Origin of the sequence: Xenorhabdus aichiensis, assembly GCF_028598775.1 — a bacterium.
Classification (GTDB): Bacteria; Pseudomonadota; Gammaproteobacteria; order Enterobacterales; family Enterobacteriaceae; genus Xenorhabdus; species Xenorhabdus bovienii.
On record NZ_JAQRFO010000003.1, the window covers coordinates 145,480 to 159,590 of the forward strand.

A 14,111-nucleotide genomic window follows, 5' to 3' on the forward strand; every position below is an offset into this window, starting at 1 on the left:
AAATAGACGTATTGCTAACCCAGCCACAGGAAATTTTGCTGAAAAGATCCTGGGGCAATATGAAGGCGGTGGTGACTTCTCCGCCCATGAGTAAATCATCAAACCTGCTCATTAACACTGGATAGCACACCTTGTGCGTGAATTTCCTGTCGTGGAGAATGGTCAGTGTCAAAACTACCTACCACGACACACATCCCCTTGTGATATCCGTTTGAGTTATGGCGCTGGTTTAATCAGCCTGCGTTATCAACTCATTAACTTGGTGAATGTGTGTTCGTAGAGGCATCTTGCAGGCAATGTCAAATGAGACATTCAATTACACCTGTAAAACCGTTCAGACAAATTATCTAAAAATAAAGGTTAAAACGATACAATAAAATTTGTCAGAGCTGAAAAAACCGACATTATGTCGGTTTTTGTCAGTTGGTGATGGAATTAACGCAGAGGATTATGCTTCTATCTCTTCTTCCGTTTTCAGTGACGTGATTTTCACTTTATTGATGCGGTGGCTGGTCACTTCGAGCGGTTCAAACAGATAATCGCCGATCTGTAACTGCTCACCTTGCTGTGGAACACGTTGCAGGTCTTCCATCAACAAGCCAGCCAGCGTCTGGTATTCGCGCTTTTCATCCAATGGCAATGGAACATAGAGCACAAGATCATCCAGTGGCATAAATCCATTGGCGATCCAGTATCCTTCTTCTGTTACCTGAATATCATGGCGGGCGTCGATCTCTCCACCCCCCGCAGGCAGGTTGCCTGTAATGGTTTCCATCACGTCAGTCACTGTGACCACACCTTCAACGGAACCGAATTCATCAACAACAAAGGCGAAGTGGGTCTGTGCCTGACGGAACTGCTCCAGCGCCTGAAGCAGGGAGAGTGATTCAGGGAAGATCAGAGGCTGTTGCACCAACTTCCGCAAGTCAAATGACTTATGAGTCAGTTGCTGATTGAGGATGTCAATAACATGCACTACACCGAGTGGCTCGTCACTGGCTTGTTCATCCGTTACCACAATTCGTGTATGCGGTTGCTTTTCCAGTAGTGTTGTCAATTTTCCAGTTGGTGCATGGATATCGAGATAAACCACATCGTGGCGTGAGGTCATGATACTGCTGACTGTGCGTTGCGCCATGCTGAGAACACGGGCGATCATATGACGTTCCTGCGGTTCAAAGACGGCTTTATGGTCTTCATGGTCTGCGATCAGATTGGAAGCGTGATTGTCCAGATCGGCGTTTTCACGTTTGCCATTTAAAATGTGAAGTACAGCCTCTGCGGTTCTTTCGCGCAAGGAGCGGGAAGCACTCAGGAACCGACGGCGATTGAACTGGGCAAACTGGTTCAGCGCTTCGATCATGATCGAGAAGCCGATGGCGGCATAGAGATAGCCTTTCGGAATGACATAGCCAAAGCCTTCAGCCACCAAACTGAAACCGATCATCAGCAGAAAGCTGAGACACAGGATAACAATGGTCGGATGAGCATTAACAAATTTCGTCAGTGGCTTGCTGGCCCATATCATCAGGATCATGGCAATGATGACAGCAGCCATCATGGTGCCAATGTGATTGACCATACCCACGGCAGTAATGACAGAATCCAGCGAGAAGACGGCATCTAAGACGATAATCTGCACAACAACTGCCCAAAAGTTTGCACCTTTGCGCTGTTGGTTGTTATGTAGCATTTTACCTTCCAACCGCTCATTTAGCTCCATTGTGGCCTTGAACAGCAAGAATATTCCCCCTATCAGCATAATTAAATCGCGGGCGCTGAAAGGATGATTCCATAAAGTTAGTAATGGAGTTGTCAGGGAAATAAGCCAAGAAAGGCTGAATAACAGGAGCAATCTCATGACCAGAGCACAGGTCAGACCTGTCAGGCGAGCTTTGTCTCTCTGCTTTTCAGGAAGTTTGTCTGCCAGAATGGCAATAAATATTAAGTTGTCAATTCCGAGAACAATTTCTAAAACGATAAGTGTGGCCAAACCGGCCCATATCGTAGGATCAGCGATCCATTCCATACAGTTTATTTTACCTTTTAATGTGACGGCTTGTGCCGATTACTTGAATAATGCGGATTGGTATCAGAAATATCAATAGGTGATTTATCCCAGCTGGAAATTTTTTCAGCAAAAAAACAGTATGACGATATCGGTTGCATCAATAACTACCCCTGAAGCCTATTCCTGAGTTAACATGTAATCTCATTAACAAATTGCCCACTGTAATTTTGTTGTATATGACATTATTTGATTGACATAGTGTTGAGTCAGGCATTTTGGTGGGCAGCAGTCATGATCAGACGGGAGTTATTCATGTCCAAACAACAGATCGGTGTTGTCGGTATGGCGGTTATGGGGCGCAATCTGGCGTTGAATATTGAAAGCCGTGGTTACTCTGTATCCATTTTCAACCGCTCCAGCGATAAAACTGATGAAGTTATTGCTGAAAATCCAGGGAAAAAATTAGTTCCAAGTTATTCCATTGAAGAGTTTGTTAGCTCACTGGAAAAGCCACGTCGTATTCTGTTGATGGTCAAGGCAGGTGAAGCTACGGATAAAACCATTGCATCACTGACGCCGCATTTGGATAAAGGTGACATTCTGATCGATGGTGGCAATACCTATTTTCAGGATACTATTCGCCGCAACCGTGAGCTGTCTGCTCAGGGTTTTAATTTTATTGGTACAGGTGTTTCCGGTGGGGAAGAAGGCGCATTGAAAGGCCCTTCAATCATGCCTGGCGGTCAGAAAGAAGCTTATGAGCTGGTTGCGCCTATTCTGAAAGAGATCGCTGCCAAAGTAGATGGTGAGCCTTGTGTCACTTATATCGGTGCAGACGGAGCAGGTCATTATGTGAAGATGGTTCACAATGGTATTGAATATGGCGACATGCAACTGATTGCAGAAGCATATTCTTTGCTGAAACACTCCTTGAATCTGAGTAATCAGGAACTGGCGGATGTGTTCAGTGACTGGAACCAAGGTGAACTGAGCAGCTATTTGATCGAAATTACCGCTGATATCTTCCGTAAGAAAGATGAAGAAGGTCAATATCTGGTTGATGTCATTCTGGATGAAGCTGCCAATAAAGGTACGGGTAAATGGACCAGCCAGAGTTCTCTGGATCTGGGTGTTCCAGTAACACTAATTACCGAATCCGTATTTGCTCGTTATATTTCCTCTCTGAAAGATCAGCGTGTTGCAGCCTCTAAAGTTCTGTCAGGCCCTGAAGCCCAGCCATTCAATGGTGACAAGGCAGAATTTATTGAGAAAGTTCGCCGTGCCCTGTATTTGGGTAAAATCGTTTCTTACGCTCAAGGCTTCCAGCAGTTGAAAGTATCTTCGGATGAATACAACTGGGATCTGAATTATGGCGAAATTGCCAAGATCTTCCGTGCAGGTTGTATCATTCGTGCGCAGTTCCTGCAAAAAATCACGGATGCGTACAATGAGAACTCCGCTATCGCTAACCTGCTGTTAGCGCCTTACTTCAAGCAAGTCGCGGATGAGTATCAGCAAGCCCTGCGTGATGTCGTTTCTTATGGTGTCCAGAATGGTATTCCAACGCCAACATTCTCTGCGGCCATTTCTTATTACGACAGCTATCGTTCAGCGGTTTTGCCTGCCAACCTGATTCAGGCTCAACGTGATTATTTCGGTGCGCATACCTATAAGCGGACTGATAAAGAAGGTGTGTTCCATACTGAATGGTTAGATTAAAAATCGACTGTTAGTAAATAGGGTGCTGGAAGTTCAGCACCCTTAATAAAACATGCGATAAATTATTCGATTATTCAAAGCGTACTTTTGACAAAATCCCTAAATTTTCTTCCTGCGCCATATCAACTTTTTCGTATCAGCCTTTCAGCAAATTTTTCAATAAAGTGTGCTACCTCTGAATCGAGGTTAACAATTAGCACGAAGCTGATAATGAAAAATACAACTATTATCAAGTTAGGAATGTTATTCATATAATAATTGACATATTAACTTGTTAACATTATAGCACACTATTAATTTTATTAATGACGATATTATTTGCTATTCAATTTTGATGAATGTCGTTAGTTCAGGCATCGCTATACCTATTTTTAAATTTTACAAAGGCGATTGTTGATATCGATCAAAATTGCTGAGGTAGATAAGTGTCACATTGTAACTCACTTCTTTTGCATTGAGATTTGAAATGCTTAAGTAAAATCTAAGGAGTTCCAAATGGCAGTATCAACTTTCTTTATCCCGCCAGTGAATAAAATCGGCATGGGATGCATGACTGAAGCCGTTGAATTAATGAAAAATTATGGCTACAGGCAGGCTTTGATTGTCACTGACCGCGTGTTAAACGAGATTGGTGTTGTTGGAGAAGTTCAGAGTTTACTGGCTGAAGTAGGGATAAAAAGTGCGATTTATGATGGGACGAATCCAAATCCGACCACTATTAATGTTGAAGAAGGGCTAGCCATCCTGCGCCAGCATGATTGTGATTGCGTTATTTCTCTGGGAGGTGGTTCACCGCATGACTGTGCAAAAGGGATCGCGCTGGTGGCGGCTAACGGTGGAGATATCCGGGACTACGAAGGTGTTGATCGTTCTGCTAAACCTCAGTTACCACTGATTGCCATTAACACTACGGCGGGTACCGCCTCTGAAATGACGCGTTTCTGTATCATTACAGATGTCGATCGTCATATCAAAATGGCCATTGTGGATAAAAATGTGACGCCTATTTTGTCAGTCAATGATTCGGCATTGATGGCCGGTATGCCGAAAGGACTCACTGCTGCAACCGGCATGGATGCGCTGACTCATGCCATTGAAGCCTACGTTTCTACGGCAGCCAATCCTATCACTGATGCCTGTGCGTTGAAGGCAGTGACGATGATTAGCGACTATTTGCGCCGTGCCGTTGCAAATGGCAATGATATGGAAGCGCGTGAGAATATGGCTTATGCACAGTTTTTGGCAGGTATGGCATTCAATAATGCCTCTTTGGGTTACGTTCATGCCATGGCGCATCAGTTAGGTGGTTTTTATGATTTACCGCATGGTGTTTGCAATGCAGTATTGCTGCCACATGTACAGAAATTCAATGCAAAAGTATCTGCATTTCGCCTGAAAGAGATTGCTGCGGCAATGGGGGCTGATATTGCCAACTTGAACGATCAGCAGGGTGCAGAAATCTGTATCCAAGAAATCGGCAAATTGGCAAAAGATGTCAATATTCCGGCGGGGTTGTCCGAGTTAAGTGTCAAAGTTGAAGACTTGCCAACGTTGGCAATCAATGCGTTAAAAGATGCTTGTGGTTTTACCAACCCGATTCAGGCATCACACGAAGAGATTGTGGCTATTTTCAAATCGGCAATGTAACTCGATGAATCTTGTCATAAAAATGGCAAGATTCAAGAAAGAAGTCACTTTTTAAAACACAGAGCGAGATCCGCTTTTTCTATTTGTGCAGAGCTGGCAACCAGTAGAGTACCGCTATAAACCGCAGCATAGTCACCACTTGACGGCAACCGTGTTGGCCGACGGTACTCATTTGAAGCATTGAGAGTCAAAATCCTGTTTCAACCCAAAAATCCGGATACCTGAAATAACTAACCTCTCCCTCAACAGAGTTCTCTTTTATTTTCCTTACCGATTAATTTCATAACGATCTTTACTATTTTGTGATCTCTCTCACCAAACAGTTTGATAGCCTCTCTGCTCTCCCTGAATAAAGTTGCTTTCGTTTTTATTCTACTCGCTCATTTTCTAGATGCCTGAGCATCGGGTTTGTCAGCATTCGATAAAAAATAAACGAAAGGTAAAATCTTTCGTTTGATAGCAAAACAAAAGTATTTTAGTCATATTTTGATTATTAAATAAACTTTAATCAGGATCACAGTTTCGATTAATCCCCTTTGTTGTAATGTCCTCCTATTGTCAATACTAATAATTTTCCATTTATCACTATCCACACACTCCATGTCGTGGCAGGAATCGAAAACGATGAGTACCGATACAGTAAAACGGCGTGAAGCGATTATTGACCAGTTGTGCGAGGAAGGCAGTGTCAAGGTTAAAGCTTTGAGCCAACATTTTGGCGTATCGCCTGTGACGATCCGCAACGATCTTAGCTACCTGGAAAAAAAAGGCTGTGTTCTGCGCTCCTATGGCGGTGCGATGGTGAATCACCGGTTCGCTTTTGACCGTCCTTTACAGGTGAAAGGTCGGATGGACAGGGATATTAAAACGCATATTGCTGCAAAAGCGGCTGAATTTGTGAAAGATGGTGATTATCTCATTATTGATTCAGGTTCTACCACTGCCGAAATAGTGCCTTTACTGCGTGATCGTCGAGATCTGGTGGTCATGACTAACGCACTTAACATTGCTTACGAATTGGCTGCTTTCGATAACGTTGACGTGATGGTTTTAGGTGGCAACGTGCGCAAGAACTCTTATTCATTGTACGGTCAAGCCGCTGAGCAGCAACTCTATCATTATCGGTTTGATACGCTGTTTCTCGGCGTTGATGGTTTTGATCTGGAAGCCGGGATCACGACGCCTCATCAGGGTGAAGCCCATCTCAACCGCGTGATGTGTGATGTTGCACATCAGATTATTGCTGTCACCGATGGCAGTAAATTTGGCCGTAAAAGTTTTTGCCTGATCCGCGAAGCCCGGCAAATCCATCGTCTTATTACGGATAGCCGTATTCCTGAATCTTATCGCAAGACACTGACTGAGTTTGGTGTCGATGTCATTATTGTCGATGAATAACACCTATCCTACCGCAACTTGAAGACGCAATGTTTTTAAGGTGTATCAAATAGCTTGGAGACATTATGCAATCGCTATTACAACTTATCCATCGCCATAAATCCGGCGAGGCAGTTGGTGTTTACTCTGTCTGTTCGGCACACCCCTGGGTATTGGAAAGTGCCATCCGGTTTGCCAAAGAGAGAGGAACCGCCGTATTGATTGAAGCTACATCCAATCAAGTCAATCAGTTTGGTGGCTATACAGGGATGCAGCCTGTCGATTTCCGTAAAAAGGTATGGAAAATCGCAGATTCTGTGGGCTTTCCAAAAGAAAAAATATGGCTGGGGGGTGATCATCTGGGACCGAATGTCTGGCAAGATCACCCTGCTGAAGAAGCCATGGTTCTTGCTGAAACCCTTATCTACGATTACGTGGCTGCCGGTTTTCGTAAAATCCATCTCGATTGTTCCATGTCTTGTGCGGATGATCCCACGCCGCTGACTGACGAAATAATAGCTAAACGGGCAGCCCGACTGTGTGCGGTCGCTGAACGTAGCTGGCAGGAAAATGGCGGCGAAGCGCCTGTCTACGTGATTGGTACTGAAGTCCCCGTACCGGGGGGTGCCAAAGAAGATCTGGTAGAGGTACCGATCACCTCCCCTGTTGCGGCGGAAACTACGCTGAAGGTCCATCAGGCAGAATGGGAAAATGCCCGGTTGAAATCTGTCTGGTCACGGGTGATCGCATTGGTCGTACAGCCGGGAGTCGAGTTCGATCATCACCGGATTGAGCATTATCAGCCAGAAAAAGCCAAAGCGCTCAGTCAGTATATCGAAACACAACCTTATATGGTTTATGAAGCCCACTCAATGGATTATCAGGCACCGCAAACCTATCAAAATCTGATCCGTGATCATTTTGCCATCCTGAAAGTGGGGCCTGCATTAACTTTTGCCTTGCGAGAAGGATTGTTTGCCCTCGATAGGTTGGATCGTGAATGGAATGGCGAGCTGGAAGCCGCCCATTTGAGTGAAACGCTTGAGCAGGTGATGCATGAGCGGCCACAGTACTGGAGCCCTTATTACAAAGGCAGCGCACATCAGCAATATATCGATCGCCAGTACAGTCTGAGTGACCGTATCCGCTACTACTGGGCAGATCCTGAAGTAGAAACCTGTGTTGAAAAATTACTGTCGAATCTGCACCATCGGCCGGTTCCACTCTCCATGATAAACCAGTATTTGCCCGAACAGGCTGAAGCCATCAAAGCAGGCCATCTTTCTTCTGACACCCCCAGAGAATGGGTCATGGATAAAGTCCGTTCGGTATTAATTCACTATGCTGCTGCCTGTGAAACAAAGACAGAAGGATCTGCGTTATGACCCCGTTTTTCCCTTATTCGTTCCCGTGGCTGGAAGAGCATCAGGCGCGCTATACGGCAGAAGAGATCCAGCATCAGCCCAGATTATGGCGTACGCTATACCAAGAATTGAAGCTACGCCAATCCTATTGGCAACCGTTTCTCCGACAACTGCTTGAAAAACCGGACTTGCAGATTATTCTTTGCGGCGCGGGATCTTCAGCGTTTATTGGCAAAGCGGTAGCACCCTGGCTGCACGAACATGGCGGACTAAATGTGCGCGCATTGGCTTCAACGGATATCGTACCGACTCCCTGGAAATACTTGGATAAGCATGTGCCAACTTTATTGGTCTCCTACGCCCGTTCAGGTAACAGTCCTGAGAGTGTCGCTGCCATCGAACTGGCCGATTCGCAATTAACACACTGCCATCACTTGATACTCACCTGTAACCCAGAAGGGGCACTGGCGCGTTATGCAGAAAATAAAACTCACGTTTGTTCGTTGATCATGCCAGAAGGGGCTCATGACCGCAGTTTTGCCATGACCTCCAGTTTTAGCTGCATGACGCTGGCCACTCTGTTACTGCTTGGCGATAGGAATTTTGATGCGGCAGAGCAGCCGCTGGAAATAATGGCGACACTCTGTGAGACACAGGCACCTGACTGGCAATCATTGATCCGACAAACAATCAAACAGGGCTTCAAGCGCATGATAGCGCTGGGATCAACCTGTTTTACCGGTATCGCTGAAGAGGGGGCATTGAAGATGCTGGAATTAACGGCAGGCCGGGTAGTGACACGTCATGATTCCAACTTAGGGGTGCGTCATGGACCGAAATTTATCATCGACAATGATACCTTAGTGATTGTTATGCTCTCTGCTGATGTTTATTGCCGCCGCTATGATGTCGATTTGCTCAATGAACTCAAACACGATGGGCGGGCAAAACAGATTATTGCCCTGAGTAGTCTGCCCCATCTTGGCTCGGTAGAACTCCATACAAACTTGCCTGATATTTGGCTTCTTTTTCCTTATTTACTGTTTTTCCAAATTCTGAGCTTTGAAACCTCGCTGTCACTTAACCTGCCTCCTGATAACCCGTGCCCGACAGGCGAAGTTAATCGCGTCGTGAAAGGCGTTCAGATTTACCCCTACATTGAATGTGAATAATAACAGGAGCGAGAATGTCTACCCCAAACATCTTAATGGTTCGAATTGATAATCGGTTGATCCACGGGCAGGTTGGTATTACTTGGGCCAACTCTCTGGGCGCTAATCTCGTTATTGTGGCAAATGATGAAGCAGCAAATAACCCTGTTCAGCAGTCACTGATGGATATGGTTGTCTCTGATGGTGTTCAGACACGCTATTTCACCCTGCAAAAAACGATTGATGTGATCCATCAGGCTGCCGAACGACAGAAAATATTTATTGTCTGCAAAACCCCGCAAGATGTGCTGACCTTAGTGAAAGGCGGTGTACCAATACGCGTTGTGAACGTTGGCAATATGCATTTTTCAGAAGGAAAAAGACAGGTACATAAAACGGTTTCCGTTGATGAGAACGATATCAAGGCATTCCGTGCGCTGGAAAAACTTGGTATCTCCTGTGAAGTCTGCCGAGTACCGGATGAAGCAGGTGAAAATATCGCTAATCTTCTGAACTGACGGAGATGAGTATGCTTGTTGATGCATTTTTGATCGCACTGCTGGCCGGAATTGCCGGCGTTGATCTGTTCAATGGATTGACACATATCCACCGCCCCGTTGTGGTAGGCCCCTTGGTGGGGCTGATCTTAGGCGATGTTCAAACAGGTTTACTGGTGGGCGGCACATTAGAGCTTATCTGGATGGGCATGGTGCCACTGGCGGGTGCCCAACCGCCCAATGTCGTTATCGGTGGGATCATTGGTACGACTTTTGCCATTCTCACCCAGGCTGATCCCAAAGTGGCGATTGGGATCGCCGTTCCTTTCGCTATCGCTGTACAGGGTTGTATAACACTCCTGTTTACCATTTACTCGCCGATGATGCACAAGTGCGATCAGATGGTCAAACAGCTTAACTGGAGAGGTGTTGAATGGGTCAACTATTTCGGCATCCTCATCCTATTCTGTTTCTACTTTATAGTGACTTTTCTGCCTGTCTATTTTGGTGCGGATGCGGCCAGTCTCATGGTAAAGAAAGCCCCCCAATGGCTGCTTGATGGCCTTGCCGTTGCGGGCGGTATGATGCCTGCGATCGGTTTCTCCCTGTTGATGAAAATCATGATGAAAAAGACCTATGTTGCCTATTTCATCCTTGGTTTTATTTCTGTCACTTTCCTTAAAATGCCGATTATCGCGGTTGCCCTGGGCGCATTTGCTATTGCGTTAATCGATTTCTTTAACCGTACCCGTAACGATGAGGGCAATACACAAGGCCCACCATCCCAGTCAAACACACAGGAGATGAACGATGGCATTTAGTGAATCTAATCAGACAATGGCCGGAAAAACCGAAAAGCCAATGGCACAGGCACTGGCCACCAACCCGGCTGACAGTGATGATTATGTCGATACGACACAGGGCGGGGATCTGACAACACGCGATATTAATGTCATGGCGCTGCGTTCCCTGTTGCTTCAGGCTTCTTTCAACTATGAACGTATGCAGGCAGGTGGCTGGCTTTATACGCTAATCCCGGCGCTGCGCAAGCTCCATAAAAATCCCGGCGATCTGGCAAATTCCATGAAAATGCACATGGAGTTTATCAACGTTCACCCGTTCGATGTGACCTTCCTGTCCGGTCTGGTGCTGGCAATGGAGCGCAGCAAGGAGAAAATCTCCACCATCCGCGCGGTCAAAGTCGCCCTGATGGGGCCGCTGGGTGGGATTGGCGATGCGCTGTTCTGGCTGACCTTACTGCCTATCTGTGCCGGTATTGGAGCATCACTGGCGTTGCAAGGGAGTATTTTCGGGCCGATTGTGTTTCTGTTGATGTTTAACCTCGTCCATTTTACTCTCCGTTTTGGTCTGGCACATTACGGCTACCTGGCAGGCATCACAGCTATCACCCTGCTCAAAACGCACACAAAGAATATTTCCCATGCGGCTTCGATTGTTGGGATGACGGTTATCGGTGCGCTTGTCGCTTCCTATGTCCATCTCTCAACACCTTTGGTCATGAAAGCCGGTGAAGCAAAAGTCGCACTGCAAACCGACGTACTTGATAAGTTGATGCCCAACTTGTTACCTCTCTGCTTTACGCTGCTGGTTTACTGGCTGATGAAACGCGGTTTCTCACCCGTGAAACTAATCGGTATTACCGTCGTATTCGGCGTTGTCGGTAAATGGGTTGGATTTTTGTAAGGAGAGGACATCATGTTAGGCATTGTAATAACAGGGCACGGAAAATTTGCCAGCGGCCTGCTGCAAGCGGTGGAACAGATTATCGGCAAACAAGTTCAGTGCATGGCTGTTGATTTTCCTGAAGGAATGACGACAGAAGAATTGCACCAAATACTGGAAGCTGCTAGCAAAGACTGTGATCTGGGAGAGGGTCTGGTTTTTCTGACCGATCTATTGGGCGGTTCACCTTTCCGCCAAGCCGCCCAATTAACGTTAACGTACCCACAATGGCAGGTGATCACGGGGACTAACATGCAACTGGCAGTCGAAATGATGTTGGATCGTGATGGCATAAATGCTGTTCAGTTTCTTGATATCGCGCTGGAATGCGGCCATCGGGGATTAACCAGCCTGTGGCATGAACAGCAGAAGCAACCCTCGCAACCCCCGCTTGATATTGGTGGTATCTAAGGAATTTATATGCATCTAATCTCTAGCGGAAAAATGCTGAAAAAAGCACAACGGGGAGGTTATGCCGTCCCAGCGTTCAACTTATTCTTTGGCTGTATGCCTTTTCTGCAATTGGCGGATAATACAACTAAGATCCAAATCTTGATCTTGTAATAAAACCAGCAGGTGGTAAATCAAATCAGCAGCTTCGCTGGTCAGTTCTTCTCGATCATTAACTGTGGCTGCCAGTGCGGTTTCTATGCCTTCCTCACCGACCTTTTGGGCAATCCGCTTTGTGCCGCTGGCATACAGACGGGCAGTATAAGAGCTAGCTGGTGGGGCATTTTTCCGGCTTGCCAGTAGTTGTTCGAGTTGGTAGAGGAAGCCCCATTCAGTTTGCGCTGGTGCAAAACAGCTCTCGGTTCCTGTATGGCAGGTTGGGCCAATCGGATTGACGAGAGCGAGCAGGGTATCGTTGTCACAATCGGGGTAGATATCAACCAGATTCAGGAAGTGGCCGGAACTTTCGCCTTTTGTCCATAACCGCTGTTTGGTGCGGGAAAAAAAGGTGATTTTACCGGATTCCTGTGTGACATTAAGTGCCTCTTGATTCATGTAACCCATCATTAACATCGTACCGGATACAGCGTGCTGGACGATGACGGGCATGAGATCATCCACTTTTTTCCAATCCAGTTTTTCGATTTGCTGTGCTGTTAACATGTTCTAACCTCGACACCCTGTGTAGCAAGATATTGCTTGAGTTCACCAATATTGATGATCTGTTTGTGAAAGACGGAGGCAGCCAAGGCACCGTCAACGTTAGCCAGTTTAAATGCATCCAAAAAATGTTCTGGCGTACCAGCACCGCCGGAAGCCACCAAAGGTACGGAGCAGATATCCCGAACCAATTTCAGTTGGGTAAGATCATAGCCATTGCGGACACCATCCTGATTCATCATGTTCAGGACGATTTCACCCGCGCCACGTTGTTGTACTTCATTGACCCAATCCAGTGTTTGCCATTGCGTTGCAGTTGTGCGTTTTTCATCACCGGTAAATTGATAGACACGATAGCTGTTGCTATTTTCATCAAACCACGTATCGATACCGATTACTACACATTGAACGCCATAGCGATCGGCCAGACGACTGATTAACGAAGGATCAGCCAGAGCAGGGGAGTTAATTGAAATTTTATCGGCACCGAATGATAAAATTTGGCCAGCTTCTTCGGTAGTTTTGATGCCGCCTGCGACGCAGAATGGAATATCAATCACTTCAGCGACTTTCGCCACCCAGCTTTTATCTACCACGCGGCCATCTGAAGAAGCGGTGATGTCGTAAAAAACGAGCTCATCAGCTCCCTCTTGGGCATAGCGCTGTGCAAGTGGAACGATATCACCGATGATTTCGTGATTTCGGAATTGCACTCCCTTGACCACTTGCCCATCACGAACATCAAGGCAAGGAATTATGCGTTTTGCCAACATTGGATAGCCTCCGTTAGTGTGAATTTTCCTTCAAGTAATGCCCGTCCGACGATAACGCCCGCAACGCCAGTCGTTGGTAGGAGAGAAATATCAGCGAGGTTGCCGATCCCGCCCGATGCCTGAAATTGAATCTGTGGGTAGTGCTGACTGATTTCCTGATAGAGTGCGATATTAGAGCCATTTAGTGTGCCGTCACGGGAAATATCGGTACATAAAACATGTTTCAGCCCAACGGGGAGATATTGCTCAATAACCTGTTCAAGAGTGGCATTGCTGTTTTCCTGCCAGCCACTGATGGCGATTTGTTTAGCTCCGTCTGTACTGATGCGGATATCGAGTGCCAGTACAATTGACTCTGCACCATAACGCTGAAACCATTGCTTGACTAATTCCGGCTGTGTGATTGCGGTTGAGCCAATTACAACCCGACTAGCTCCGGCCTCAAGGAGTGATTTGATATCGTTTTCCGAACGGATGCCACCACCCACTTGCACTGGAACAGAAACGTCAGCCAGCAATTCACGCAGCAAGATCATCTGGCGCTTGGTAGGATCTTTCGCTCCGCTGAGATCCACGAGATGCAGCAACTTGGCGCCTTCTTTTTCATATTGTTGTAGGTGGGACAAAGGTGAATTGCCATAAGTCCGCTGCTGGTCGTAATCCCCCTGATGCAAACGCACCACGTTGCCATCAATTAAATCTAATGCGGCGATAATCAT

14 protein-coding genes are annotated in these 14,111 nt (G+C 46.3%); 9 read left to right on the plus strand and 5 right to left on the minus strand.

The features are described from left to right. Nucleotides 1-448 precede the first annotated feature (448 nt). A complete protein-coding gene (locus PSI22_RS02810; RefSeq protein ID WP_273578467.1) occupies nt 449-2,029 on the minus strand; it encodes a TerC family protein in 1,581 nt (526 codons plus the stop codon). Between the two features lie 294 nt (nt 2,030-2,323). Here PSI22_RS02810 and gnd point away from each other — a divergent pair, with 294 nt between their 5' ends. Both gnd and yiaY read left to right on the plus strand, forming a co-directional pair. Then, nucleotides 2,324-3,730, plus strand: coding sequence for an NADP-dependent phosphogluconate dehydrogenase (gene gnd, locus PSI22_RS02815; RefSeq protein ID WP_273578468.1), 1,407 nt, complete (start codon nt 2,324-2,326; stop codon nt 3,728-3,730). Nucleotides 3,731-4,225: 495 nt separating this feature from the next. After that, a complete protein-coding gene (yiaY, locus tag PSI22_RS02820; RefSeq protein ID WP_273578469.1) occupies nt 4,226-5,377 on the plus strand; it encodes an L-threonine dehydrogenase in 1,152 nt (383 codons plus the stop codon). Nucleotides 5,378-5,421: 44 nt separating this feature from the next. On the opposite strand, the gene PSI22_RS02825 is transcribed toward yiaY, so the two are convergent. Next, the gene (locus PSI22_RS02825) at nt 5,422-5,568 is read right to left on the minus strand and encodes a hypothetical protein (RefSeq protein ID WP_273578470.1); all 147 of its coding nucleotides are present in this window, start codon (nt 5,566-5,568) and stop codon (nt 5,422-5,424) included. Between the two features lie 433 nt (nt 5,569-6,001). Between PSI22_RS02825 and agaR the strand changes: the two genes are divergently transcribed. From agaR to agaF, 7 genes are all read left to right on the plus strand, one after another. Further along, a complete protein-coding gene (gene agaR, locus PSI22_RS02830) occupies nt 6,002-6,775 on the plus strand; it encodes a transcriptional repressor AgaR (RefSeq protein WP_273578471.1) in 774 nt (257 codons plus the stop codon). A gap of 65 nt (nt 6,776-6,840) precedes the next feature. Beyond that, entirely contained in the window at nt 6,841-8,139 is a 1,299-nt protein-coding gene (locus tag PSI22_RS02835; RefSeq protein WP_273578472.1) for a D-tagatose-bisphosphate aldolase, class II, non-catalytic subunit, read from the plus strand. Continuing rightward, nucleotides 8,136-9,290 (plus strand): SIS domain-containing protein, encoded by a 1,155-nt coding sequence (locus tag PSI22_RS02840; protein ID WP_273578473.1) that lies wholly within the window; start codon nt 8,136-8,138, stop codon nt 9,288-9,290. Before PSI22_RS02835 ends, PSI22_RS02840 begins: the two co-directional genes overlap by 4 nt. A gap of 14 nt (nt 9,291-9,304) precedes the next feature. After that, on the plus strand, nt 9,305-9,787 hold the full coding sequence (gene agaV / locus PSI22_RS02845; RefSeq protein ID WP_273578474.1) for a PTS N-acetylgalactosamine transporter subunit IIB: 483 nt from the start codon (nt 9,305-9,307) through the stop codon (nt 9,785-9,787). An 11-nt stretch (nt 9,788-9,798) separates the two neighbouring features. Further along, nucleotides 9,799-10,587: a PTS N-acetylgalactosamine transporter subunit IIC gene (agaW, locus tag PSI22_RS02850; RefSeq protein WP_273578475.1), complete on the plus strand. Its 789-nt coding sequence runs from the start codon at nt 9,799-9,801 to the stop codon at nt 10,585-10,587. Next, nucleotides 10,577-11,470, plus strand: coding sequence for a PTS system mannose/fructose/sorbose family transporter subunit IID (locus PSI22_RS02855; protein ID WP_273578476.1), 894 nt, complete (start codon nt 10,577-10,579; stop codon nt 11,468-11,470). Before agaW ends, PSI22_RS02855 begins: the two co-directional genes overlap by 11 nt. A gap of 12 nt (nt 11,471-11,482) precedes the next feature. Further along, complete coding sequence (agaF, locus tag PSI22_RS02860) at nt 11,483-11,920, plus strand: PTS galactosamine/N-acetylgalactosamine transporter subunit IIA (RefSeq protein WP_273578477.1); 438 nt, start codon at nt 11,483-11,485, stop codon at nt 11,918-11,920. Between the two features lie 81 nt (nt 11,921-12,001). Here the strand turns inward: agaF and hisIE are convergent, their stop codons facing one another. From hisIE to hisA, 3 genes are read right to left on the minus strand one after another with little or no spacing between them, the layout of a single operon-like run. Continuing rightward, complete coding sequence (hisIE, locus tag PSI22_RS02865; RefSeq protein ID WP_273578478.1) at nt 12,002-12,622, minus strand: bifunctional phosphoribosyl-AMP cyclohydrolase/phosphoribosyl-ATP diphosphatase HisIE; 621 nt, start codon at nt 12,620-12,622, stop codon at nt 12,002-12,004. Next, the gene (gene hisF / locus PSI22_RS02870) at nt 12,616-13,392 is read right to left on the minus strand and encodes an imidazole glycerol phosphate synthase subunit HisF (protein WP_273578479.1); all 777 of its coding nucleotides are present in this window, start codon (nt 13,390-13,392) and stop codon (nt 12,616-12,618) included. Before hisF ends, hisIE begins: the two co-directional genes overlap by 7 nt. Beyond that, entirely contained in the window at nt 13,374-14,111 is a 738-nt protein-coding gene (gene hisA, locus PSI22_RS02875) for a 1-(5-phosphoribosyl)-5-[(5-phosphoribosylamino)methylideneamino]imidazole-4-carboxamide isomerase (RefSeq protein ID WP_273578480.1), read from the minus strand. The genes hisF and hisA overlap by 19 nt, the downstream gene beginning before the upstream one ends.